This is a genomic window from Ornithinimicrobium pekingense DSM 21552, from assembly GCF_000421185.1.
GTDB lineage: Bacteria > Actinomycetota > Actinomycetes > Actinomycetales > Dermatophilaceae > Ornithinicoccus > Ornithinicoccus pekingensis.
In genome coordinates this window covers 1-20,468 of sequence record NZ_ATWJ01000001.1, presented here as the reverse complement: position 1 = coordinate 20,468, position 20,468 = coordinate 1, and the positions used below count along the sequence as shown (strand labels likewise).

The following is a 20,468-nucleotide window of genomic DNA, read 5'->3' as shown; positions in this document are numbered from 1 at the left end:
GGTGGCGGGGGCCCTGCCGCGTCGCGTCCTGGGCCGGGACGTCGCGACGGTGCCGCTCGCCGGGCGGGCCCCCCGCAGCGGCAGCGGCGGCGGTAGGCTCAGGACCGCAGGGGCGGCCGCGCAGGGGCCGCCGCAGCCCAAGGAGGGGCCATGCCCGACATCGACCCGGCGCTGAGCGGGACCTGGGTGTTCGACCCGGGCCACACGCGGGTGGGGTTCTCGGCGCGACATGCGATGGTCACGACCGTGCGGGGCACGTTCACCGACGTCTCGGGCGTGATCGTCCTGGACGCCGGCGACCTTGCGTCCTCCTCGGTCGAGGTCCGCCTGTCCGCGGCGAGCATCACCACCAACAACGCCCAGCGGGACGAGCACCTGCGCAGCCCCGACTTCTTCGACGTCGAGACCTACCCCGACATCACCTTCCGCTCCTCGACGGTCGACGAGGTCGACCAGGACAGCTTCATGGTGGTGGGGGACCTGACCATCCGTGACGTGACCAGGCAGGTCGCCATCCCGATCGCGCTGCTGGGGGTGCAGCGCGACCAGCTGGGCAACCTGCGTGCCGGGTTCGAGGCCACCCGGCGGCTGGACCGGCGCGACTTCGGGCTGCACTGGAACATGCCCCTGGACGCCGGCGGCCTGCTCATCTCGGAGAAGGTGACCCTCGAGTTCGAGATCTCGGCGATCAAGCAGGAGGCCTGAGGCCGGGTCCCGCCGGGGGAGCGGGAGGGGGTCCTGGCCCCGATTTGGGTGGCTCGCCCGTTCCGTGGCACACTAGGCAGGTTGCTTGACGCGTGGCGCGCACCCATGTGCGCGTCACCAGCCGTCCAGCACGCGCCGACGACTGCGCCGAGATGCACCATTGTGCGCTGGTCGGGGGTGCGGGCGATGGCAGCGCAAGCCCCGGCTGCAGCCGGGCGTCGGACAGCCCTGTGAGCACGATCCTGACACGGGGCACCCACGCGGACAGGGCGACACGCCCGACCTCGGGGGTCGGCGAGATGCCAGCTGCAGACGGCCATGAATGTTCAGTAGGACGACGAGAGAGAGTCAGACAAGCGATGGCGGGACAGAAGATCCGCATCCGGCTTAAGTCGTACGACCACGAGGTCATCGACAGCTCGGCGCGAAAGATCGTTGACACGGTGACCCGTGCCGGCGCCACCGTGGTCGGCCCGGTGCCGCTCCCGACGGAGAAGAACGTCTTCTGCGTCATCCGGTCGCCTCACAAGTACAAGGACAGCCGCGAGCACTTCGAGATGCGCACGCACAAGCGCCTCATCGACATCGTCGACCCGACCCCCAAGGCGGTCGACTCGTTGATGCGTCTCGACCTGCCGGCGGACGTCAACATCGAGATCAAGCTGTAAGGACCGGTACCGACCAATGACTGCTACCACCACGCGCAGCGTCAAGGGTGTCCTCGGCGAGAAGCTCGGCATGACCCAGGTCTGGGACGCTGACAACCGCCTGGTCCCCGTGACCGTGATCAAGGCCGACCCCAACGTGGTCACCCAGGTCCGCAACGCGGAGACGGACGGCTACGACGCGGTGCAGATCGCCTTCGGGGCGATCGACCCGCGCAAGGTCACCAAGCCGCTCAAGGGCCATTTCGAGAAGGCCGGCGTCACGCCGCGCCGCCACCTCGTCGAGCTCCGCACCGCCGACGCGGCCGAGTACCAGCTCGGCCAGGAGGTCACTGTGGAGACCTTCGAGGGCGGCCAGACCGTCGACGTCACCGGCACCACCAAGGGCAAGGGCTTCGCCGGCGTCATGAAGCGTCACAACTTCGCCGGCGTCTCCGCCTCCCACGGTGCGCACCGCAACCACCGCAAGCCGGGCTCGATCGGTGGCTGCGCCACCCCGGGCCGCGTCTTCAAGGGCCTGCGCATGGCCGGCCGCATGGGCGGCGTGCGACAGACCACCCTGAACCTGACCATCCACGCCGTGGACGCCGACAAGGGTCTGCTGCTGATCAAGGGTGCCGTCCCCGGCCCCCGCGGCGGCGTCGTCCTGGTCCGCACGGCTGCCAAGGGGGCGTGAACGAGATGACGACTGTCACCATCACCAAGCCGACCGGCGGTGACGCCGGCACCGTGGAGCTGCCCGCCGACCTGTTCGACGTGCAGACCAACGTGCCGCTGATCCACCAGGTCGTCGTGGCGCAGCTGGCCGCGGCCCGTCAGGGCACGCACTCCACCAAGACCCGCGGCGAGGTCCGCGGCGGTGGCGCCAAGCCCTACCGCCAGAAGGGCACCGGCCGCGCCCGTCAGGGCTCGACCCGCGCCCCGCAGTTCGCCGGCGGTGGCACGGTCCACGGCCCGCAGCCGCGGAGCTACGCCCAGCGCACGCCCAAGAAGATGAAGGCCGCCGCCCTGCGCGGTGCCCTCTCCGACCGGGCGCGCCACGGCCGCATCCACGTGCTGACCGCCGTGGTCGAGGGCGACGCCCCGTCCACCAAGACCGCCTGGAACGCGCTCACCGCGCTGACCGAGCGTCCGAACCTGCTCGTGGTCATCGACCGGGCCGACGAGATCGGGCTGCGCAGCCTGCGCAACCTGTCCGCGGTCCACGTGCTGTTCGCCGACCAGCTCAACACCTACGACGTGCTGTGCGCCGACGACGTGGTCTTCACCCAGGCCGCCCTCGAGGCGTACGTGACGCGCGCGACCGGGAGCACCGGCACCACCGAGGAGGTCACCCAGTGAGCACCCCCGCTCTCAACAAGGACCCGCGCGACATCCTGCTGTCGCCGGTCGTCTCCGAGAAGTCCTACGCGCTGCTGGACCAGGGCAAGTACACCTTCCTGGTCGACCCGCGCGCCAACAAGTCCGAGATCAAGAAGGCCGTGGAGAACATCTTCGGCGTCAAGGTCGAGTCGGTCCACACCATGAACCGCCAGGGCAAGTCCCGCCGCACGCGGTTCGGGACGGGCCGCCGCAAGGACACCAAGCGCGCGATCGTGACGCTCCGGGAAGGCTCCATCGACATCTTCGGCACGCTGTAGAGCGCCGGAGAGGTCGAGGACGAGAACTTTAAGGACTGCAAACCAACATGGCTATCCGTAAGTACAAGCCGACGACGCCGGGCCGCCGCGGCTCCAGCGTGGCGGACTTCGTCGAGGTGACCCGAACCACCCCGGAGAAGTCGCTGGTCCGGCCGCTGAGCAAGACCGGTGGGCGTAACGCCTCCGGTCGGATCACCACCCGCCACATCGGCGGCGGGCACAAGCGCGCCTACCGTGTGATCGACTTCCGTCGCGCCGACAAGGACGGCGTGAACGCGAAGGTCGCACACATCGAGTACGACCCCAACCGCACCGCCCGCATCGCGCTGCTGCACTACACCGACGGCGAGAAGCGCTACATCATCGCGCCGAACAAGCTGCGCCAGGGCGACGTGATCGAGAACGGCCCGTCCGCGGACATCAAGCCCGGCAACAACCTGCCGCTGCGCAACATCCCGGTGGGTACCGTCGTGCACTGCATCGAGCTGCGCCCGGGCGGCGGGGCCAAGATCGCCCGCTCCGCCGGCACCCGTGTCCAGCTGGTCGCCAAGGAGGGCAAGATGGCGCAGCTGCGCATGCCCTCCGGCGAGATCCGCAACGTCGACGCGCGCTGCCGCGCGACGGTCGGCGAGGTCGGCAACGCCGAGCAGAGCAACATCAACTGGGGCAAGGCCGGCCGTATGCGGTGGAAGGGCAAGCGCCCGACCGTCCGCGGTGTCGTCATGAACCCGGTCGACCACCCGCACGGTGGTGGCGAGGGCAAGACCTCCGGTGGCCGTCACCCGGTCAGCCCGTGGGGCCAGCCCGAGGGCCGCACCCGTAAGCCCAACAAGCCCAGCGACAAGCTCATCGTGCGTCGTCGCCGGACCGGCAAGAAGCGCTAAGCAGGGAGTTAACGAGACATGCCTCGCAGCCTGAAGAAGGGCCCGTTCATCGACGACCACCTCGCCAAGAAGGTGGACGCCCAGAACGAGGCCGGTACCAAGAACGTCATCAAGACCTGGTCCCGCCGGTCGATGATCTCCCCCGACATGCTCGGCCACACGCTGGCCGTGCACGACGGCCGCAAGCACGTCCCGGTCTTCGTGACCGAGTCGATGGTCGGCCACAAGCTCGGTGAGTTCGCTCCGACCCGCACGTTCAAGGGTCACGAGAAGGACGACAAGAAGGGCCGGCGTCGATGAGCACGACCATCAACGAAGGAAGCACCATGGAAGCCAAGGCGCAGGCCCGGTTCGTCCGGGTGACGCCCATGAAGGCACGCCGTGTCGTGGACCTGATCCGCGGCAAGCGCGTCCCGGAGGCGGTCGCGCTCATGCGGTTCGCGCCGCAGAGCGCCAGCGAGCCGGTGCTCAAGGTCCTCAACAGCGCCGTCGCCAACGCCCGGTTCTCGGCCGACCAGACCGGCACCGCGTTCGACGAGACCGCGCTCGTGGTCTCCGCCGCCTACGTGGACGAGGGCCCGACCATGAAGCGGTTCCGGCCGCGCGCCCAGGGCCGCGCCAGCCGCATCAACAAGCGGACGTCGCACATCACCGTCAAGGTGAGCGCCGTGCCGACGACCACCAAGGGAGGTGCCCGCTGATGGGGCAGAAGATCAACCCGAACGGCTACCGCCTGGGCATCACCACCGACCACCGCAGCCGCTGGTTCGCCGACTCGACCAAGCCGGGTCAGCGCTACCGCGACTACGTGAAGGAGGACGTCGCGATCCGCAACCTGCTCTCGCAGGGCATGGACCGCGCCGGCATCTCCAAGGTCGAGATCGAGCGCACCCGTGACCGTGTGCGCGTGGACATCCACACCGCCCGCCCGGGCATCGTCATCGGCCGCCGCGGCGCCGAGGCCGACCGCATCCGCGGGGAGCTGGAGAAGCTCACCGGCAAGCAGGTTCAGCTGAACATCCTCGAGGTCAAGAACCCCGAGGTCGACGCCCAGCTGGTCGCCCAGGGCATCGCCGAGCAGCTCGCCGCGCGCGTGACCTTCCGTCGCGCGATGCGCAAGGGTATGCAGTCGGCGCTGCGCGCCGGGGCCAAGGGCATCCGGATCCAGTGCTCCGGCCGCCTCGGCGGTGCGGAGATGTCCCGCTCGGAGTTCTACCGCGAGGGCCGCGTGCCGCTGCACACCCTCCGCGCGAACATCGACTACGGCTTCTACGAGGCCCGGACCACCTTCGGCCGCATCGGCGTGAAGGTCTGGATCTACAAGGGCGACCTGACCGCCAAGGAGCTGGCCCGCGAGGAGGCCGCCGCCGGCGACCGCGGACCGCGTGGTGACCGCCGTCGTGGCGACCGCGGTGACCGTGGCCCCCGTGGTGACCGTGGCGACCGCCGTGGTGGTGGCCGTGGCCCCCGCCGCGACGACGCCCCGTCCGGCGCGCCCGCCGCGACGGAGCCCGCCGAGTCCTCGGTGAGCGCTGCTCCGGCCGACGCCGCCCCCGCTACCACCGAGGGAGAGCAGTCCTGATGTTGATTCCCCGTCGAGTCAAGCACCGCAAGCAGCACCACCCGGGGCGCAGCGGCAAGGCCAAGGGCGGCACCACCGTCGCCTTCGGCGACTACGGCATCCAGGCCCTGGAGCCGGCCTACGTCACGAACCGGCAGATCGAGTCCGCCCGTATCGCGATGACCCGGTACATCAAGCGTGGCGGGAAGGTGTGGATCAACATCTACCCGGACCGCCCGCTGACCAAGAAGCCCGCCGAGACCCGCATGGGCTCGGGCAAGGGCTCGCCGGAGTGGTGGATCGCCAACGTCAAGCCGGGGCGAGTTCTCTTCGAGCTCTCCGGCGTGTCGGAGGACGTCGCCCGCGAGGCGATGCGCCTGGCGATGCACAAGCTGCCCATGAAGACCCGCTTCGTCTCCCGTGAGGGTGGTGACATCTGATGGCGATTGGTTCTGCGAACCTGACCCCCGAGCAGCTCCGCGGCCTCGAGGACGGCCCGCTGGCCGACGCCCTGGCCGAGGCCAAGAAGGAACTGTTCAACCTGCGGTTCCAGTCCGCGACCGGCCAGCTGGAGAGCCACGGCCGCCTGCGTGCCGTCCGCAAGGACATCGCACGCATCTACACCGAGATGCGCGAGCGCGAGCTCGGCATCGGCCGCGAGGCCGCACAGAGCGAGGAGAAGGTGGGCTGATGAGCGAGAACACCCAGAGCACCGCGACCACCACCGAGGCGCACGAGCCGACCGAGTCCGCGCTGGGCCACGGCGGTGACCGCAACTACCGCAAGGCCCGCCAGGGCTACGTGGTCAGCGACAAGATGGACAAGACCGTCGTGGTCGTCGTCGAGGACCGCGTCAAGCACGCGCTCTACGGCAAGGTCCTGCGCAAGAGCCACAAGGTCAAGGCGCACGACGAGGGCAACACCGCCGGCGTCGGCGACCGCGTCCTGATCATGGAGACCCGCCCGCTCAGCGCCACCAAGCGCTGGCGCGTGGTGGAGATCCTCGAGAAGGCCAAGTAACACTTTCCCGGGGGGCTTTCGGCCCCCCGGGTACCCCACGCAGAACACATTTCGACGTTCGGCCAGGCTCGGCCCCGCAGCAGGCGGGGCGAGAACCAGCTGACACCTAGGAGAACGAACAGTGATCCAGCAGGAGTCGCGACTTCGCGTCGCCGACAACACCGGTGCCAAGGAGATCCTGTGCATCCGCGTGCTCGGTGGCTCCGGTCGCCGCTACGCGGGCATCGGGGACACCATCGTGGCCACCGTCAAGGACGCCATCCCCGGCGGCAACGTCAAGAAGGGCGACGTCGTCAAGGCGGTCATCGTGCGCACCCGCAAGGAGCGTCGTCGTCCCGACGGCAGCTACATCCGCTTCGACGAGAACGCGGCGGTCATCCTCAAGAACGACGGTGACCCCCGGGGCACCCGCATCTTCGGCCCGGTGGGCCGCGAGCTGCGCGACAAGAAGTTCATGAAGATCGTCTCGCTCGCGCCGGAGGTGATCTGAGCCATGGCAAAGATGAAGATCAAGAAGAACGACCTCGTGCAGGTCATCGCGGGTAAGGACAAGGGCCTGCAGGGCCGCGTCATCGCCGTCTACACGGAGACCGACCGGGTCCTGGTCGAGGGCGTCAACCGCATCACCAAGCACACCCGCGCCGGCGGCGACCGCGGCGTCAACACCGGTGGCATCCAGGTCCAGGAGGCCCCCATCCACGTGTCCAACGTGATGGTGGTCGACCCCGAGACCAAGACGCCGACCCGGGTGAAGACGCGCGTCGAGACCGAGGAGCGCGAGGGTCGGACCAAGACGGTGCGCACCCGTGTCGCGGTGCGCTCGGGTAAGGACCTGTGAGCCTCATGACTGAGACGATGAACGAGACCGCGGAGACGGGCGTGCGCGCCACCCCGCGGATGAAGCAGCGCTACGCCGACGAGATCAAGCCGGCCCTCCTGGAGGAGTTCGGCTACGCCAACACCATGCAGGTGCCCGGTCTGGTCAAGATCGTGGTCAACATGGGTGTCGGTGAGGCGGCTCGCGACAGCAAGCTGATCGAGGGCGCGATCCGCGACCTGGCCACGATCACCGGGCAGAAGCCCGCGGTGACCAAGGCCCGCAAGTCGATCGCGCAGTTCAAGCTGCGCGAGGGTATGCCGATCGGCGCGCACGTCACGCTGCGCGGCGACCGCATGTGGGAGTTCCTGGACCGGCTGCTCGCGCTGGCGCTGCCGCGCATCCGCGACTTCCGTGGTCTCTCGCCCCGTCAGTTCGACGGGAACGGCAACTACACCTTCGGCCTCAACGAGCAGTCGATGTTCCACGAGATCGACCAGGACAGGATCGACCGTGTCCGCGGGATGGACATCACGGTCGTGACCACCGCCACCAACGACGACGAGGGTCGGGCGCTGCTCAAGCGCCTGGGCTTCCCGTTCAAGGAGAACTGACGCATGGCCAAGACCGCGCTGATCAACAAGGCCAACCGCAAGCCGAAGTTCGCCGTGCGCGCCTACACCCGCTGCCAGCGGTGCGGCCGCCCGCACTCGGTCTACCGCAAGTTCGGCCTGTGCCGGATCTGCCTGCGCGAGCTGGCGCACCGGGGCGAGCTGCCCGGCGTGACCAAGTCCAGCTGGTGACCCGGGCAGCCGCCCGGGCACGCTAAGCCACAAGTACAGACCACTTTCCACCTGGAACATCGAAGGTCGGTCCCCGAAGGGGGAGACGGCGCTGCCGTCGCCCCGCCCGGGGAACGAAACCGCGATGAGAAAGGGCACGAAGCCCCATGACCATGACCGACCCGATCGCGGACATGCTGACCCGGATCCGGAACGCCAACTCGGCGCACAAGGACCAGGTCGCCATGCCGTACTCAAAGCTCAAGGCCAACATCGCCGACATCCTCAAGTCCGAGGGCTACATCGCCTCCTGGACCTCCGAGGACGCCGAGGTTGGCAGGACGCTGCTCATCGACCTGAAGTACGGCCCCAACCGCGAGCGTTCCATCGCCGGTGTGCGCCGTGTCTCCAAGCCGGGTCTGCGCGTCTACGCGAAGTCCACCAACCTGCCCCGCGTGCTGGGCGGCCTGGGCGTGGCGATCATCTCCACGTCCTCCGGCCTGCTCACCGACCGTCAGGCCGCCGAGAAGGGTGTAGGCGGGGAAGTCCTCGCCTACGTCTGGTGATCCGAGGAAAGTACGAAAGGAGAACGTAGAAGATGTCTCGTATCGGACGACTTCCCATCACCATCCCCACAGGCGTCGACGTGACCATCGACGGCGCCACCGTGACCGTGAAGGGTCCCAAGGGCCAGCTCGCGCTCGACGTGGCCGAGCCGATCACGGTCGAGGCGGCCGAGGACGGTTCGCTGCAGGTCTCGCGACCTGACGACGAGCGCGAGTCGCGCTCGCGGCACGGCCTGACCCGCAGCCTGATCGCCAACATGGTCGAGGGCGTGACCAACGGCTACACCAAGAAGCTGGAGATCCACGGCACGGGTTACCGCGTCGTGGCCAAGGGCACCGACCTCGAGTTCGCCCTCGGCTACTCGCACCCGATCACGATCAAGGCCCCGGAGGGCATCACCTTCCAGGTCGAGAACCCCACGCGGTTCTCGGTCTCGGGCATCGACAAGCAGCAGGTCGGCGAGATCGCTGCCAACATCCGCAAGCTGCGCAAGCCGGACCCGTACAAGGGCAAGGGCGTGCGCTACGAGGGTGAGCACATCCGCCGCAAGGTCGGAAAGGCTGGTAAGTAAGCCATGGCACAGATCGTCAAGCGCGCCCGGAGCAAGACCGCGGCCAAGAACCGCCGTCACCTGCGCCTGCGCAAGAAGGTCACCGGCACCGGTGAGCGTCCCCGCATCGTGGTGAACCGCTCCTCGCGTCACGTCTTCGTCCAGCTGGTCGACGACACCCAGAGCAGGACCATCGCCTCGGCGTCCACCATGGAGGCCGACCTGCGCTCGCTCGACGGTGACAAGACCGCCAAGGCCCGTCGCGTCGGCGAGCTCCTCGCCGAGCGAGCCAAGGCCCTGGGGGTCGACGCGGCCGTCTTCGACCGGGGTGGCAACCGCTACGCCGGCCGGGTCGCGGCGATCGCCGACGGCGCCCGCGAGGGCGGACTGTCCCTGTGACCACCCCGACCAACGGAAAGAGGAACTGACCATGGCTGGTGATTTCCAGCGCCGCGGCTCCGGCGACAGCAACACCGCCGGTGACGCCCGCGACAACCGTCGGGGCGGCCGCGACAACCGTGACCGCGACAACCGCGGCCGCGGCTCCCGCGAGGACGACCGCAACCAGTACCTGGAGCGCGTCGTCACCATCAACCGCGTCGCCAAGGTCGTCAAGGGCGGCCGCCGCTTCAGCTTCACCGCGCTCGTCGTGGTGGGCGACGGTGACGGCACCGTGGGCGTCGGCTACGGCAAGGCGAAGGAGGTGCCGGCCGCGATCTCCAAGGGGGTCGAGGAGGCCAAGAAGAACTTCTTCCGCGTCCCCCGCATCGCCGGCACCATCCCGCACCCGGTCCAGGGTGAGGACGCCGCCGGCGTCGTCATGCTCAAGCCGGCCAGCGCCGGTACCGGTGTCATCGCCGGTGGTCCGGTGCGCGCCGTGCTGGAGTGCGCGGGCATCCACGACGTGCTGAGCAAGTCGCTCGGCTCGGACAACGCGATCAACATCGTGCACGCCACCGTCGCGGCCCTCAAGGGCCTGGAGCAGCCCGAGGCCGTCGCGGCCCGGCGCGGCAAGTCCGTCGAGGACGTCGCCCCGGCCGCCATGCTGCGGGCCCGCGCCGCCGCGCGTGCCGAGAAGGCAGGTGCATGATGACCCGTCTGAAGGTGACCCAGGTCAAGTCGACCGTGGGGACCAAGCACATGCACCGCGAGACGGTGCGCAGCCTGGGCCTGAAGCGGATCGGCGACACCGTGATCAAGGAGGACCGCCCGGAGTTCCGTGGCATGGTCCGCACGGTCGCCCACCTGGTGACCGTCGAGGAGGTTGACTGACCATGAGCGAGCGCGACACCAAGGCGCTGAAGGTCCACCACCTGCGTCCCGCCCCGGGGGCCAAGACCGCCAAGACCCGCGTGGGTCGCGGTGAGGGCTCCAAGGGCAAGAGCGCCGGTCGCGGCACCAAGGGCACCAAGGCCCGCTACCAGGTGCCGGAGACCTTCGAGGGTGGGCAGACCCCGATGCACATGCGGCTGCCCAAGCTGCGGGGGTTCAAGAACCCGTTCAAGACCACCTACCAGGTCGTGAACCTCGACCAGCTGGGGGTGCTGTTCCCCGAGGGCGGCACCGTCACCGTCGAGGACCTGGTGGCCCGGGGCGCCGTCCGCAAGAACCAGCCCGTCAAGGTGCTGGGCCAGGGCGACATCGCGGTCAAGGTCGACGTCACCGCCACGAAGTTCTCGGCCTCCGCCAAGGAGAAGATCGAGGCTGCGGGCGGGTCCGTCACCGAGGCCTGAGCCACCAGGCCGCCACCGTATGCCGTGAGGCCCTGGGTCGCGCACCGCGACCCGGGGCCTCACGTCGTCCGTCGTTCCGTACGCAGTGCGGCGAGTGTTATCGTCGTCTGCGATCAAGCCCGCTCCCCGGCGCCGACATCTCGCAGCTCGTGAGCGGGCGGCGGGGGACCACAGGAGGACCACCGAATGCTCTCCGCCTTCGTGCGTGCGTTCAAGACGCCGGATCTTCGCCGCAAGATCCTCTTCACGCTCGGCATCATGGCGATCTACCGGCTCGGCACGCACGTCCCGAGCCCCGGGATCGACTACGGGCTGGTCCAGCAGTGCCAGCAGTTCGCGACCCAGGCCGGCAGCGTCCTGGGGATGGCCAACCTCTTCTCCGGCGGCGCGATGATGCAGCTGTCGGTCTTCGCCCTCGGGATCATGCCCTACATCACGGCTGCCATCATCGTGCAGCTGCTGACGGTGGTCATCCCGCGCTTCGAGGAGCTGAAGAAGGAGGGGCAGGCGGGTCAGACCAAGATGACCCAGTACACCCGCTACCTGACGATCGGGCTGGCGGTGCTGCAGGCCTCGACGCTCGTGGTCATCGCCCGTGAGCCGGCGCGCCTGTTCGGCGGCACCTGCACGACGATCATGCCCGACGACGGCGTCGGCACCCTCGTGCTGATGGTCCTGACCATGACGGCGGGCACCGGCCTGATCATGTGGCTGGGGGAGCTCATCACCGAGAAGGGCATCGGCAACGGCATGTCGCTGCTGATCTTCGTCTCGATCGCGGCGACCTTCCCCTCCTCGCTGTCGGTGATCTACCAGCAGTCGGTCACCACGTTCGTCATCGTCATGCTGCTCGGCCTGGCGATCATGACGGCGGTCGTCTACGTGGAGCAGTCCAGCCGCCGCATCCCGGTGCAGTACGCCAAGCGGATGGTCGGGCGCCGGCAGTACGGCGGGACCTCGACCTACATCCCGCTCAAGCTCAACATGGCCAACGTCATCCCGATCATCTTCGCCAGCTCGATCCTGATGCTGCCGCAGCTCATCGCCAACTTCAACCGGCCGGTCGACCCGACGCAGCAGCCCGAGGGATGGGTGACCTTCATCGACCGTTACCTGTCGATGGGCATGTCCGGGCAGGGCACGCACTGGGTCTACATGCTGCTCTACACGGCGATGATCATCTTCTTCACGTTCTTCTACGTGTCGGTGACGTTCAACCCGACCGAGGTGGCCGACAACATGAAGCGCTACGGCGGCTTCATCCCCGGCATCAGGGCCGGTCGGCCCACGGCCGAGTACCTCGAGTACGTGATCAACCGGATCACCACCCCGGGCGCGCTCTACCTCGCGGTGCTCTCGCTCATCCCGCTCATCGCGTTCAACATGCTGCAGGTGACCGACTTCCCGCTGGGCGGGGCCTCCATCCTCATCATCGTGGGCGTCGGTCTGCAGACGGTGAAGCAGATCGAGTCCCAGCTCCAGCAGCACGACTACGAAGGGTTCCTCCGCTGATGCGCCTGATCATGCTCGGTCCCCCCGGTGCCGGAAAGGGCACCCAGGCCGCCCTCGTCTCGCAGGCCCACGGCATCCCGGCGATCTCGACGGGCGACATCTTCCGCGCCAACATCGCCGGGCAGACCCCGCTGGGGCTGCAGGTCAAGGAGATCACCGCCTCGGGCGGCTACGTGCCCGACGAGATCACCAACGCGATCGTGGCCGAAAGGCTGGCCGAGGACGACGCGGCCCAGGGTTTCCTGCTCGACGGCTACCCCCGCACGACCGGGCAGGTCGAGGCGCTGGACACGATGCTCGCCGGGTCGGGCCACGCTCTCGACGCGGTGGTCGAGCTGACCGTCGACACCGACGAGGTCGTCTCCCGTCTGCTGGCCCGCGCGGTGGAGCAGGGACGCGCCGACGACACCGAGGACGTCATCCGCGAGCGGATGCGCATCTACGCCGAGGAGACCGCCCCGCTGGCGGCGGTCTACCGGGAGCGGGGCCTGCTCACCCAGGTCGACGGCATGGGCTCGGTGCAGGACGTCACCGCCCGGATCGAGGCCGCGCTCTCCCGGGCCTCCCGCGCCTGAGCGCCATACCACCGCAGACCTGATGTCGTTGTTCCGGCGCCGTGCGCGCATCGAGTCCAAGACCGCAGACGAGCTGCGCGCCATGCGCGGGGCCGGGCTGGTCGTCGCCGACACCCTGGCCCTGGCGCGCGAGCGCGCCGTCGCAGGCGTCTCGACCCGGGAGCTGGACGGCCTCGCCGAGGAGGCGATCCGCTCCGCCGGGGCCCTGCCCAGCTTTCTCGGCTACCACGGGTTCACCGGCAGCCTGTGCATCTCCGTCAACGACGAGGTGGTGCACGGGGTGCCGGGGGACCGGGTGCTGCAGGACGGCGACCTGGTCTCCATCGACTGCGGGGCGATCCTCGACGGCTGGCACGGGGACGCGGCGATCACGCTGGTCGTCGGCGGTCGTGACCGGGCCTCGGCCGCCGACCTGGCCCTCATGGACGACACCGAGACCTCTCTGTGGGACGGGCTCGCGGCCCTGCGTGCGGGGCAGCGCCTGTATGCCGTGGGCGACGCGGTCGAGGCCTCGCTCGAGGAGGCGCTGGAGCGCCGGCGCGCGGAGGGCAGCGTGCTGGACTACGGGATCCTGGAGGACTACGTCGGCCACGGCATCGGCCGGGAGATGCACATGGACCCCAGCGTGCCCAACTACGCGATCGGCTCCGCCGGCCCCACGGTGCCCTCGGGTGCCACCTTCGCCGTCGAGCCGATGGTCACCCTCGGCACGATCGACACGCGCACCCTCGACGACGACTGGACCGTGGTCACCACCGACGGCAGCCGTGCGGCCCACTGGGAGCACACCGTCGCCGTCACCGACGCGGGCCTGTGGGTGCTGACGGCTCACGACGGGGGAGCGGCCGAGCTCGCGGCCCGCGGCGCCCCGTTCGCCCCCCTTCCCGGCTGAGCGGATTGGCCTTTGCCCTGCCACGTCCCGTAGCATGGTGCGTCGGCCCTGTCGGGGCCGATGCAGTGAAGTCACGCGAAAAGTGGAGGACATGGCGAAGAAGGACGGCGTCATCGAGATCGAGGGCACGGTTGTCGAGGCCCTCCCGAACGCAAACTTCCGGGTCGAGCTGACCAACGGTCACGTTGTGCTGGCTCACATCTCCGGGAAGATGCGTCAGCACTACATCCGGATCCTCCCCGAGGACCGGGTTGTCGTGGAGCTCAGCCCGTACGACCTGACTCGCGGCCGGATCGTCTTCCGCTACCGCTGACCCCACCGGGCCCCCTGTGTCGAAGGGGGTCCGTCACTGTGCCCAGCAAGTCCATCCCAGATCCTTTGAAAGCAGGCAGGCCATGAAGGTTCAGCCGAGCGTGAAGAAGATCTGCGACAAGTGCAAGGTGATCCGCCGCAACGGTCGGGTCATGGTGATCTGCGAGAACCTGCGCCACAAGCAGCGCCAGGGCTGAGCAGAGAGCGACCGCACGCGCCGCAGGCTTCTCGCGAGCAGCGAGCAGCGCACCCAGCGCGACACAACTCCATACGCACGACCATGAAGAAGCAGCACCCGACCCCCGTCGACACGGGACGTCACCCCCGGCAGCGAGAGCCGGGGACCGCGGGCGAAGGCCCACCAGAAGATGCGGACCGGTGCTGCACCAGACTCTCGCAAGACCCAAGGAGCACTGCCACATGGCACGACTCATCGGTGTCGACCTGCCGCGCGACAAGCGCGTCGAGGTCGCTCTCACCTACATCTTCGGCGTGGGCCGCACCCGCGCCGAGCAGACGCTGGAGGCGACGGGTGTCGACCCGTCCGTCCGCGTCAAGGACCTGACGGAGGAGCAGCTGGTCGCTCTGCGTGACCACCTCGAGGGCAGCTACCGCCTCGAGGGTGACCTGCGCCGTGAGGTGGCCGCCGACATCCGCCGCAAGGTCGAGATCGGCAGCTACCAGGGCCTGCGGCACCGCCGTGGGCTGCCGGTGCACGGTCAGCGCACGAAGACCAACGCGCGCACCCGCAAGGGACCCAAGCGCACCGTCGCCGGCAAGAAGAAGGCCGGCAAGTAATCACGGTCGGGGGCGCTGCCCCCGACTACCCCCGCATCTGTGCTCACCTTCCCCAGGACAACCCACCTCGCTCGGTGGTCCGGGGCCAAGGCACCGGCCTTCGGCCGTCACGACACAGACCTGCGGACACCAGATTTCTTGCTCTTCCGCTAGGAGAAACCACATGCCCCCCAAGAGCCGTCAGGCTGCCGGCGCGCGCAAGGTGCGCCGCAAGGAGAAGAAGAACGTCGCCTTCGGGCAGGCTCACATCAAGAGCACGTTCAGCAACACCATCATCTCGATCACCGACCCCACCGGTGCCGTCATCGCCTGGTCCTCCTCGGGCCAGGTCGGGTTCAAGGGCTCGCGCAAGTCGACGCCCTACGCCGCGCAGATGGCCGCCGAGGCCGCTGCTCGTCGTGCCATGGACCACGGCATGCGCAAGGTCGACGTCTTCGTCAAGGGCCCGGGCTCGGGCCGGGAGACGGCGATCCGTTCGCTGACCGCCGCAGGCCTCGAGGTCGGCGCGATCTCCGACGTGACGCCCCAGGCGCACAACGGGGTCCGTCCGCCCAAGAAGCGTCGTAACTGAGCACCGGAAGGTAGGGAGAGAGAAACATGGCCCGTTACACCGGCCCCATCACCAAGAAGTCCCGCCGGCTCAAGGTCGACCTCGTCGGCGGCGACAAGAACTTCGACCTGCGTCCGTTCCCCCCGGGGCAGCACGGCCGTCGCCGTTCGCAGGAGAAGGAGTACCTGACCCAGCTGCAGGAGAAGCAGAAGGCCCGCTTCACCTACGGCGTCATGGAGAAGCAGTTCCGCCGCTACTACGCCGAGGCGGCCCGCCGCCCCGGCAAGACGGGCGCGAACCTGCTGATCATCCTGGAGTCGCGTCTCGACAACGTCGTCTACCGTGCCGGCCTGGCCCGTACCCGCCGCGCCGCCCGCCAGCTGGTGACCCACGGTCACTTCCTGGTCAACGGCCAGCGCGTCGACGTGCCGTCCTACCGCGTCTCGCAGTACGACATCATCGAGATCCGCCCGCAGTCGGTCGAGACCTTCCCCTTCCAGCTCGCCCGCGAGACCTTCGGCGACCGCCCGGTCCCGGCCTGGATGAAGGTCGTGCCCGGCTCGCTGAAGATCCTCATCCACCAGCTGCCGACGCGTGAGCAGATCGACACGATCCTCACCGAGCAGCTGATCGTCGAGCTCTACTCGAAGAACTGATCGCCGGGGGCTCTGCCCCCAGACCCCCACGGCCAGGGGTTCGCCTCGTGCGCGAGCTCCTGGCTGTCCGGGGGCACCAGCACGCCGTACGGACAGAGGTATGGCGTGCGACCGGCCGGGAGGCCGGTCCCATCACTGGGCGTCATATAGCGGTCGCCCATGGAAAGGAAAGAAAACAGTGCTCATCGCACAGCGTCCCGTCCTCTCCGAGGAGGTCGTGGCCGACAACCGCTCCCGGTTCGTCATCGAGCCGCTCGAGCCGGGCTTCGGCTACACCCTCGGCAACTCCCTGCGCCGGACCCTGCTCTCGAGCATCCCCGGCGCCTCGCTGACCAGCATCCGCATCGACGGCGTGCTGCACGAGTTCTCCACCATCCCGGGGGTGAAGGAGGACGTCACCGAGATCATCCTCAACCTCAAGAGCCTGGTCGTCTCCAGCGAGCACGACGAGCCCGTCGTGATGTACCTGCGCAAGCAGGGGGCCGGCGCGGTCACCGCGGCGGACATCGCGCCGCCGGCAGGCGTGGAGATCCACAACCCCGACCTGCACCTGGCCACGCTGAACGACTCGGGCAAGATCGAGATGGAGATGACCGTCGAGCGCGGTCGCGGCTACGTCTCGGCCTCCCAGAACAAGTTCGGCGACCAGGAGATCGGCCGGATCCCGGTCGACTCCATCTACTCGCCCGTGCTGGCCGTGACCTACAAGGTCGAGGCGACCCGTGTGGAGCAGCGCACCGACTTCGACCGCCTCGTGGTCGACGTGGAGACCAAGAACTCGGTCACCCCGCGTGACGCCATGGCCTCGGCCGGCAAGACGCTGGTCGAGCTGTTCGGCCTGGCCCGCGAGCTCAACGTCGAGGCCGAGGGCATCGAGATCGGGCCGTCCAACGGTGACGGCGCGCTCGCCTCCGACCTGGCGCTGCCGATCGAGGAGCTGGACCTGACGGTGCGCTCCTACAACTGCCTCAAGCGCGAGGGCATCCACACCGTCGGTGAGCTCGTGGGTCGCAGCGAGGCCGACCTGCTGGACATCCGCAACTTCGGTGCCAAGTCCATCGACGAGGTCAAGGACAAGCTGGCCGAGATGAACCTCGCGCTCAAGGACAGCCCGCCCGGGTTCGAGGGCGCGGCGAGCTACGAGGACGGGTCCTACGACGACGAGGGCGACGCCGCGTTCGTCGAGGACGAGCAGTACTGATATCTACTTCACGCGAGGAGTCATCTAAATGCCTGCACCCAAGAAGGGCCCGCGCCTCGGCGGCGGTCCGGCGCACGAGCGTCTGATCCTGTCTAACCTGGCGACCGCCCTCTTCGAGCACGACCGCATCACCACCACCGAGGCCAAGGCCAAGCGCCTGCGCCCGTTGGCCGAGCGCCTGGTCACCTTCGCCAAGCGCGGCGACCTGCACAACCGCCGCCGCGTCCTGGCCACCGTCCGGGACAAGGGGGTCGTGCACCGCCTCTTCACCGAGATCGCGCCCGACATGGCCGACCGCGAGGGCGGCTACACGCGCATCACCAAGATCGCGCCGCGCAAGGGCGACAACGCCCCCATGGCCGTGATCGAGCTCGTCCGCGAGCCGGTGGCCAAGAAGGCCGTCGTCACCCAGGCCGAGGGCGCCACCAAGCGCGCGGCCAAGGGCCGCAAGGCGTCCGAGGCCCCGATCACGGACGCCGAGCTGGCGGCCGAGGAGCCCACCACCACCGACGAGGCGGAGGTCGACCAGACCCAGGCCGAGGTGGAGGCCGCCGACGCTGCCGCCGAGCAGGGCGCCGACGTCGCGGCCGCGGGCGAGGTGACCGAGGTCGAGGACAACGAGACCGCCGAGGACACCACCGAGGCCGCGATGGTCTCCGGCGGGGCCGACGACGCGGACGAGGACGACAACACCTCGAAGTGAGCCGGGGCGTCCCCGGACGCCGCGCCCGACGAAGGCCGCTCTCCCCGACGGGGAGAGCGGCCTTTGCCGTGCACCGGAACGCCCGAACCGGGGTGGCGCCCCTGGCGGCCGCCCTCAGGGCAGGATGGACGGGTGCGTATCAGGATCGACCTCGCCTACGACGGGACGGACTTCTCCGGCTGGGCCCGCCAGCCGGGTCTGCGCACCGTCGAGGAGACGCTCTCGGCCGCGCTCGGCACCGTCCTGCGCACGGACCCTCCTCGGCTGACCGTGGGCGGACGCACCGACGCGGGTGTCCACGCCAGGGGGTCGGTCTGCCACCTGGACGTCGAGCCCGAGGTATGGGGTGCGGTGCCGGGCCGCTCCGACCGCCCCCCGGGGGTGGCGCTCGTGAGCCGGCTGCGGGGAGTCCTGCCCGCCGACGTCGTCGTCCGGGCCGCGGTCCCGGTCCCGGACGTCTTCGACGCGCGCTTCTCCGCGCTGCGCCGCAGGTACACCTACCGCGTCTGCGACCAGCCCCACCTCCTCGACCCGCTTCGGCGCCGCGACACGGTGGTCTGGCGCCGCCCCCTGGACGTGGGGTCCATGGACGCTGCCGCCTCCTCCCTGACCGGGCTGCACGACTTCGCCGCGTTCTGCCGGCCCCGAGCGGGCGCGACGACGGTGCGGACGCTGCTGGCCTACGGGTGGCGGCGGGAGGCCGACGGGACCCTTGTCGGCGTGGTGGAGGCCGACGCCTTCTGCCACAGCATGGTCAGGGCACTCGTGGGGGCCGTGGTGCCCGTGGGGGAGGGTCGACGTCCGGTCGGGTGGCCGGGCCAGGTGCTGCAGGCCCGGCACCGCGACCCCGGGGTGCAGGTGATGGCCGCGCACGGGCTGTGCCTGGAGGAGATCGTCTACCCCCAGGGGGAACGGGCGCTCGCAGCCCGGGACGCGGAGAGCCGTGCCGTGCGCCGGCTCGAGACCTGAGGCTAGGTTGGGGCCATGCTCGCCGCCTACGCCGCCACCGTCTCCGCCGAGGACCCGCTGTCCGGGCTCGTGGTCGGTGAGCGCCCAGCACCGCAGGAGCGCGAGGGGTGGACGGTGCTGCCCGTCGTCGCGGCCGGGCTCAACCACCACGACCTGTGGTCGCTGCGCGGGGTGGGGCTGCCGGAGGACCGGCTGCCCATGACCCTGGGCTGCGACGCCGTGGCCCGGCACCCAGAGCTGGGTGAGGTCGTGGTTCTTCCGGTCGTCGCCGGGACCCCTGGGTGGAGAGACGACATCACCCTCGACCCGCGCCGGTCCCTGCTCTCCGAGCTGCACCAGGGAACCCTGGCCCAGCAGGTCGTCGTGCCGGACGGTCACTGGGTCCCTCGGCCCGGCCACCTCAGCGCGGTCGAGGCCGCGGCGCTGTCGACGAGCTGGCTGACCGCCTACCGGATGCTCTTCCGCAACGCCGACGTACGCCCGGGGGACACGGTGCTCGTGCAGGGCGCCGGCGGGGGAGTGGCCACGGCACTGATCCAGCTCGGGGTGGCCGCCGGGCTGACCGTCTGGGTGACGAGCCGGGACGAGACCAAGCGGTCCCGCGCCGAGGGACTGGGCGCGGAGCGTTCCTTCGAGCCGGGCGCGCGGCTGCCCGCCCGGGTGGACGCTGTGCTGGAGAGCGTCGGCGCAGCCACCTGGTCGCACTCCGTCAACGCGCTGCGCCCCGGCGGCACCATCGTCATCTGCGGCGCCACCTCGGGTGACGCCCCGGCCAGGGCCGAGCTGACCAAGATCTTCTTCAGGCAGCTGCGCGTGGTGGGGTCCACGATGGGCACCCTGGCCGAGCTGCGCCAGCTGTGCCGCTTCGTGTCCAGCACGGGGCTGCGCCCCGAGATCGACAGCACCTACCCCCTTGAGCGCACGCGCGACGCCCTCCACCGGATGCAGAGCGGGGAGCTGGTCGGCAAGATCGGCATCACCGTCGAGGCCGGGGCCGGCTGAGGGGCGGCGCGCCGCCGCCGGGCAGCGGGCAGAAGGCTGTGACCTGCGCAGACAGGCTCGCTGGCGCCGCCGGCGGACCCGGGCCCGGAGCCGATTTGGACTCCACGTCCGCAGGGGCGTATAGTTCTTCTTCGCTGCCCCGCAGTTGCGGGAAGCGCACCAGCGAATCCTCGCGAAGCCCCCACGACCCGGTCCGGACACGGATTTGGAAGGCGGGCAGAGCATCGGGTAGGCTGGAGAGGTTGCCCCGGACGGGAAGCCACTGAAGGTGGCGGAACGGCGGTGTGCGTCCGATCCTTGAGAACTCAACAGCGTGTCAGATTATTGATGCCATAGTTTATTTTGTTTACTGCCGCGTCGTGCCGCCCCCGGTG

The 20,468-nt window shown here is 69.5% G+C and carries 34 protein-coding genes; all 34 read left to right on the top strand.

The genetic code is table 11. The features are described 5' to 3' along the window. Positions 1-150: 150 nt before the first annotated feature. The 34 genes from K330_RS0100170 (at position 151) to K330_RS0100005 (ending at position 20,094) form a co-directional block, all read left to right on the top strand. Positions 151-705 (top strand): YceI family protein, encoded by a 555-nt coding sequence (locus K330_RS0100170; protein ID WP_022919838.1) that lies wholly within the window; start codon positions 151-153, stop codon positions 703-705. A 359-nt stretch (positions 706-1,064) separates the two neighbouring features. Continuing rightward, complete coding sequence (rpsJ, locus tag K330_RS0100165; protein ID WP_006946210.1) at positions 1,065-1,373, top strand: 30S ribosomal protein S10; 309 nt, start codon at positions 1,065-1,067, stop codon at positions 1,371-1,373. Between the two features lie 16 nt (positions 1,374-1,389). Continuing rightward, positions 1,390-2,046: a 50S ribosomal protein L3 gene (gene rplC / locus K330_RS0100160; RefSeq protein ID WP_022919837.1), complete on the top strand. Its 657-nt coding sequence runs from the start codon at positions 1,390-1,392 to the stop codon at positions 2,044-2,046. 5 nt (positions 2,047-2,051) lie between these two features. After that, positions 2,052-2,711, top strand: a complete 660-nt coding sequence (gene rplD, locus K330_RS0100155; RefSeq protein WP_029202141.1) for a 50S ribosomal protein L4 — start codon at positions 2,052-2,054, stop codon at positions 2,709-2,711. Continuing rightward, positions 2,708-3,010, top strand: coding sequence for a 50S ribosomal protein L23 (rplW, locus tag K330_RS0100150; RefSeq protein ID WP_022919835.1), 303 nt, complete (start codon positions 2,708-2,710; stop codon positions 3,008-3,010). The genes rplD and rplW overlap by 4 nt, the downstream gene beginning before the upstream one ends. Before the next feature lie 47 nt (positions 3,011-3,057). Then, a complete protein-coding gene (gene rplB, locus K330_RS0100145; RefSeq protein WP_022919834.1) occupies positions 3,058-3,894 on the top strand; it encodes a 50S ribosomal protein L2 in 837 nt (278 codons plus the stop codon). An 18-nt stretch (positions 3,895-3,912) separates the two neighbouring features. Then, positions 3,913-4,194, top strand: a complete 282-nt coding sequence (gene rpsS / locus K330_RS0100140; RefSeq protein WP_022919833.1) for a 30S ribosomal protein S19 — start codon at positions 3,913-3,915, stop codon at positions 4,192-4,194. A gap of 26 nt (positions 4,195-4,220) precedes the next feature. After that, positions 4,221-4,595: a 50S ribosomal protein L22 gene (rplV, locus tag K330_RS0100135; protein WP_040657530.1), complete on the top strand. Its 375-nt coding sequence runs from the start codon at positions 4,221-4,223 to the stop codon at positions 4,593-4,595. Then, complete coding sequence (gene rpsC, locus K330_RS0100130; RefSeq protein ID WP_022919831.1) at positions 4,595-5,476, top strand: 30S ribosomal protein S3; 882 nt, start codon at positions 4,595-4,597, stop codon at positions 5,474-5,476. The genes rplV and rpsC overlap by 1 nt, the downstream gene beginning before the upstream one ends. After that, positions 5,476-5,895 carry a 50S ribosomal protein L16 gene (rplP, locus tag K330_RS0100125; RefSeq protein WP_022919830.1) on the top strand — a complete coding sequence of 140 codons (420 nt, stop codon included), beginning with the start codon at positions 5,476-5,478 and terminating at the stop codon, positions 5,893-5,895. Before rpsC ends, rplP begins: the two co-directional genes overlap by 1 nt. Next, on the top strand, positions 5,895-6,146 hold the full coding sequence (gene rpmC, locus K330_RS0100120) for a 50S ribosomal protein L29 (RefSeq protein WP_022919829.1): 252 nt from the start codon (positions 5,895-5,897) through the stop codon (positions 6,144-6,146). The genes rplP and rpmC overlap by 1 nt, the downstream gene beginning before the upstream one ends. After that, positions 6,146-6,475: a 30S ribosomal protein S17 gene (rpsQ, locus tag K330_RS24415; RefSeq protein WP_022919828.1), complete on the top strand. Its 330-nt coding sequence runs from the start codon at positions 6,146-6,148 to the stop codon at positions 6,473-6,475. The genes rpmC and rpsQ overlap by 1 nt, the downstream gene beginning before the upstream one ends. A gap of 121 nt (positions 6,476-6,596) precedes the next feature. Continuing rightward, entirely contained in the window at positions 6,597-6,965 is a 369-nt protein-coding gene (gene rplN / locus K330_RS0100110; protein WP_022919827.1) for a 50S ribosomal protein L14, read from the top strand. A 3-nt stretch (positions 6,966-6,968) separates the two neighbouring features. Beyond that, positions 6,969-7,313 (top strand): 50S ribosomal protein L24, encoded by a 345-nt coding sequence (rplX, locus tag K330_RS0100105; RefSeq protein WP_022919826.1) that lies wholly within the window; start codon positions 6,969-6,971, stop codon positions 7,311-7,313. 5 nt (positions 7,314-7,318) lie between these two features. After that, positions 7,319-7,906 carry a 50S ribosomal protein L5 gene (rplE, locus tag K330_RS0100100; protein ID WP_229665842.1) on the top strand — a complete coding sequence of 196 codons (588 nt, stop codon included), beginning with the start codon at positions 7,319-7,321 and terminating at the stop codon, positions 7,904-7,906. Between the two features lie 3 nt (positions 7,907-7,909). Beyond that, positions 7,910-8,095, top strand: a complete 186-nt coding sequence (locus tag K330_RS0100095) for a type Z 30S ribosomal protein S14 (protein ID WP_022919824.1) — start codon at positions 7,910-7,912, stop codon at positions 8,093-8,095. 146 nt (positions 8,096-8,241) lie between these two features. Further along, a complete protein-coding gene (rpsH, locus tag K330_RS0100090) occupies positions 8,242-8,640 on the top strand; it encodes a 30S ribosomal protein S8 (protein WP_022919823.1) in 399 nt (132 codons plus the stop codon). Positions 8,641-8,672: 32 nt separating this feature from the next. Then, the gene (gene rplF / locus K330_RS0100085) at positions 8,673-9,212 is read left to right on the top strand and encodes a 50S ribosomal protein L6 (protein WP_022919822.1); all 540 of its coding nucleotides are present in this window, start codon (positions 8,673-8,675) and stop codon (positions 9,210-9,212) included. Between the two features lie 3 nt (positions 9,213-9,215). Then, positions 9,216-9,590: a 50S ribosomal protein L18 gene (rplR, locus tag K330_RS0100080; protein WP_022919821.1), complete on the top strand. Its 375-nt coding sequence runs from the start codon at positions 9,216-9,218 to the stop codon at positions 9,588-9,590. A 31-nt stretch (positions 9,591-9,621) separates the two neighbouring features. Continuing rightward, positions 9,622-10,281, top strand: a complete 660-nt coding sequence (rpsE, locus tag K330_RS0100075; RefSeq protein ID WP_022919820.1) for a 30S ribosomal protein S5 — start codon at positions 9,622-9,624, stop codon at positions 10,279-10,281. Further along, entirely contained in the window at positions 10,281-10,463 is a 183-nt protein-coding gene (gene rpmD, locus K330_RS0100070; RefSeq protein WP_022919819.1) for a 50S ribosomal protein L30, read from the top strand. The genes rpsE and rpmD overlap by 1 nt, the downstream gene beginning before the upstream one ends. A gap of 2 nt (positions 10,464-10,465) precedes the next feature. Continuing rightward, entirely contained in the window at positions 10,466-10,924 is a 459-nt protein-coding gene (rplO, locus tag K330_RS0100065; protein WP_022919818.1) for a 50S ribosomal protein L15, read from the top strand. 186 nt (positions 10,925-11,110) lie between these two features. Continuing rightward, the gene (gene secY, locus K330_RS0100060) at positions 11,111-12,436 is read left to right on the top strand and encodes a preprotein translocase subunit SecY (protein WP_022919817.1); all 1,326 of its coding nucleotides are present in this window, start codon (positions 11,111-11,113) and stop codon (positions 12,434-12,436) included. Further along, positions 12,436-13,011, top strand: a complete 576-nt coding sequence (locus K330_RS0100055) for an adenylate kinase (RefSeq protein WP_022919816.1) — start codon at positions 12,436-12,438, stop codon at positions 13,009-13,011. Before secY ends, K330_RS0100055 begins: the two co-directional genes overlap by 1 nt. 22 nt (positions 13,012-13,033) lie before the next feature. Next, positions 13,034-13,903 (top strand): type I methionyl aminopeptidase, encoded by an 870-nt coding sequence (gene map / locus K330_RS0100050; RefSeq protein ID WP_022919815.1) that lies wholly within the window; start codon positions 13,034-13,036, stop codon positions 13,901-13,903. Between the two features lie 91 nt (positions 13,904-13,994). Continuing rightward, positions 13,995-14,216, top strand: a complete 222-nt coding sequence (infA, locus tag K330_RS0100045) for a translation initiation factor IF-1 (protein WP_022925313.1) — start codon at positions 13,995-13,997, stop codon at positions 14,214-14,216. Between the two features lie 82 nt (positions 14,217-14,298). After that, positions 14,299-14,412, top strand: a complete 114-nt coding sequence (gene rpmJ / locus K330_RS0100040) for a 50S ribosomal protein L36 (protein ID WP_006592630.1) — start codon at positions 14,299-14,301, stop codon at positions 14,410-14,412. Between the two features lie 223 nt (positions 14,413-14,635). Next, the gene (gene rpsM, locus K330_RS0100035; protein WP_022919812.1) at positions 14,636-15,013 is read left to right on the top strand and encodes a 30S ribosomal protein S13; all 378 of its coding nucleotides are present in this window, start codon (positions 14,636-14,638) and stop codon (positions 15,011-15,013) included. A 163-nt stretch (positions 15,014-15,176) separates the two neighbouring features. Further along, positions 15,177-15,584: a 30S ribosomal protein S11 gene (rpsK, locus tag K330_RS0100030; RefSeq protein WP_022919811.1), complete on the top strand. Its 408-nt coding sequence runs from the start codon at positions 15,177-15,179 to the stop codon at positions 15,582-15,584. Positions 15,585-15,610: 26 nt separating this feature from the next. Continuing rightward, positions 15,611-16,219, top strand: coding sequence for a 30S ribosomal protein S4 (gene rpsD / locus K330_RS0100025; RefSeq protein ID WP_022919810.1), 609 nt, complete (start codon positions 15,611-15,613; stop codon positions 16,217-16,219). 178 nt (positions 16,220-16,397) lie between these two features. Beyond that, complete coding sequence (locus K330_RS0100020; RefSeq protein ID WP_022919809.1) at positions 16,398-17,420, top strand: DNA-directed RNA polymerase subunit alpha; 1,023 nt, start codon at positions 16,398-16,400, stop codon at positions 17,418-17,420. Positions 17,421-17,448: 28 nt separating this feature from the next. Then, entirely contained in the window at positions 17,449-18,123 is a 675-nt protein-coding gene (rplQ, locus tag K330_RS18075; protein WP_022919808.1) for a 50S ribosomal protein L17, read from the top strand. 132 nt (positions 18,124-18,255) lie between these two features. Then, a complete protein-coding gene (locus K330_RS0100010; RefSeq protein ID WP_022919807.1) occupies positions 18,256-19,092 on the top strand; it encodes a tRNA pseudouridine synthase A in 837 nt (278 codons plus the stop codon). A 15-nt stretch (positions 19,093-19,107) separates the two neighbouring features. Continuing rightward, the gene (locus tag K330_RS0100005; RefSeq protein ID WP_022919806.1) at positions 19,108-20,094 is read left to right on the top strand and encodes a zinc-binding dehydrogenase; all 987 of its coding nucleotides are present in this window, start codon (positions 19,108-19,110) and stop codon (positions 20,092-20,094) included. The last annotated feature ends 374 nt before the right edge of the window (positions 20,095-20,468 follow it).

Coding starts and splice junctions, on each gene's coding strand:
- rplR (WP_022919821.1), top strand. CDS start 9,216: ATGGCACAGATCGTCAAGCGCGCCCGGAGCAAGACCGCGGCCAAGAAC.
- rpsH (WP_022919823.1), top strand. CDS start 8,242: ATGACCATGACCGACCCGATCGCGGACATGCTGACCCGGATCCGGAAC.
- infA (WP_022925313.1), top strand. CDS start 13,995: ATGGCGAAGAAGGACGGCGTCATCGAGATCGAGGGCACGGTTGTCGAG.
- secY (WP_022919817.1), top strand. CDS start 11,111: ATGCTCTCCGCCTTCGTGCGTGCGTTCAAGACGCCGGATCTTCGCCGC.
- rpsQ (WP_022919828.1), top strand. CDS start 6,146: ATGAGCGAGAACACCCAGAGCACCGCGACCACCACCGAGGCGCACGAG.
- rplV (WP_040657530.1), top strand. CDS start 4,221: ATGGAAGCCAAGGCGCAGGCCCGGTTCGTCCGGGTGACGCCCATGAAG.
- K330_RS0100005 (WP_022919806.1), top strand. CDS start 19,108: ATGCTCGCCGCCTACGCCGCCACCGTCTCCGCCGAGGACCCGCTGTCC.
- rplE (WP_229665842.1), top strand. CDS start 7,319: ATGACTGAGACGATGAACGAGACCGCGGAGACGGGCGTGCGCGCCACC.
- rpmJ (WP_006592630.1), top strand. CDS start 14,299: ATGAAGGTTCAGCCGAGCGTGAAGAAGATCTGCGACAAGTGCAAGGTG.
- rplF (WP_022919822.1), top strand. CDS start 8,673: ATGTCTCGTATCGGACGACTTCCCATCACCATCCCCACAGGCGTCGAC.
- rpsS (WP_022919833.1), top strand. CDS start 3,913: ATGCCTCGCAGCCTGAAGAAGGGCCCGTTCATCGACGACCACCTCGCC.
- K330_RS0100055 (WP_022919816.1), top strand. CDS start 12,436: ATGCGCCTGATCATGCTCGGTCCCCCCGGTGCCGGAAAGGGCACCCAG.
- rplO (WP_022919818.1), top strand. CDS start 10,466: ATGAGCGAGCGCGACACCAAGGCGCTGAAGGTCCACCACCTGCGTCCC.
- rplD (WP_029202141.1), top strand. CDS start 2,052: ATGACGACTGTCACCATCACCAAGCCGACCGGCGGTGACGCCGGCACC.
- rplC (WP_022919837.1), top strand. CDS start 1,390: ATGACTGCTACCACCACGCGCAGCGTCAAGGGTGTCCTCGGCGAGAAG.
- rpsE (WP_022919820.1), top strand. CDS start 9,622: ATGGCTGGTGATTTCCAGCGCCGCGGCTCCGGCGACAGCAACACCGCC.
- rpsC (WP_022919831.1), top strand. CDS start 4,595: ATGGGGCAGAAGATCAACCCGAACGGCTACCGCCTGGGCATCACCACC.
- map (WP_022919815.1), top strand. CDS start 13,034: ATGTCGTTGTTCCGGCGCCGTGCGCGCATCGAGTCCAAGACCGCAGAC.
- rpsM (WP_022919812.1), top strand. CDS start 14,636: ATGGCACGACTCATCGGTGTCGACCTGCCGCGCGACAAGCGCGTCGAG.
- rplQ (WP_022919808.1), top strand. CDS start 17,449: ATGCCTGCACCCAAGAAGGGCCCGCGCCTCGGCGGCGGTCCGGCGCAC.
- rpmD (WP_022919819.1), top strand. CDS start 10,281: ATGACCCGTCTGAAGGTGACCCAGGTCAAGTCGACCGTGGGGACCAAG.
- rpsJ (WP_006946210.1), top strand. CDS start 1,065: ATGGCGGGACAGAAGATCCGCATCCGGCTTAAGTCGTACGACCACGAG.
- rplB (WP_022919834.1), top strand. CDS start 3,058: ATGGCTATCCGTAAGTACAAGCCGACGACGCCGGGCCGCCGCGGCTCC.
- K330_RS0100170 (WP_022919838.1), top strand. CDS start 151: ATGCCCGACATCGACCCGGCGCTGAGCGGGACCTGGGTGTTCGACCCG.
- rplP (WP_022919830.1), top strand. CDS start 5,476: ATGTTGATTCCCCGTCGAGTCAAGCACCGCAAGCAGCACCACCCGGGG.
- rplX (WP_022919826.1), top strand. CDS start 6,969: ATGGCAAAGATGAAGATCAAGAAGAACGACCTCGTGCAGGTCATCGCG.
- K330_RS0100095 (WP_022919824.1), top strand. CDS start 7,910: ATGGCCAAGACCGCGCTGATCAACAAGGCCAACCGCAAGCCGAAGTTC.
- rpsD (WP_022919810.1), top strand. CDS start 15,611: ATGGCCCGTTACACCGGCCCCATCACCAAGAAGTCCCGCCGGCTCAAG.
- rpsK (WP_022919811.1), top strand. CDS start 15,177: ATGCCCCCCAAGAGCCGTCAGGCTGCCGGCGCGCGCAAGGTGCGCCGC.
- rpmC (WP_022919829.1), top strand. CDS start 5,895: ATGGCGATTGGTTCTGCGAACCTGACCCCCGAGCAGCTCCGCGGCCTC.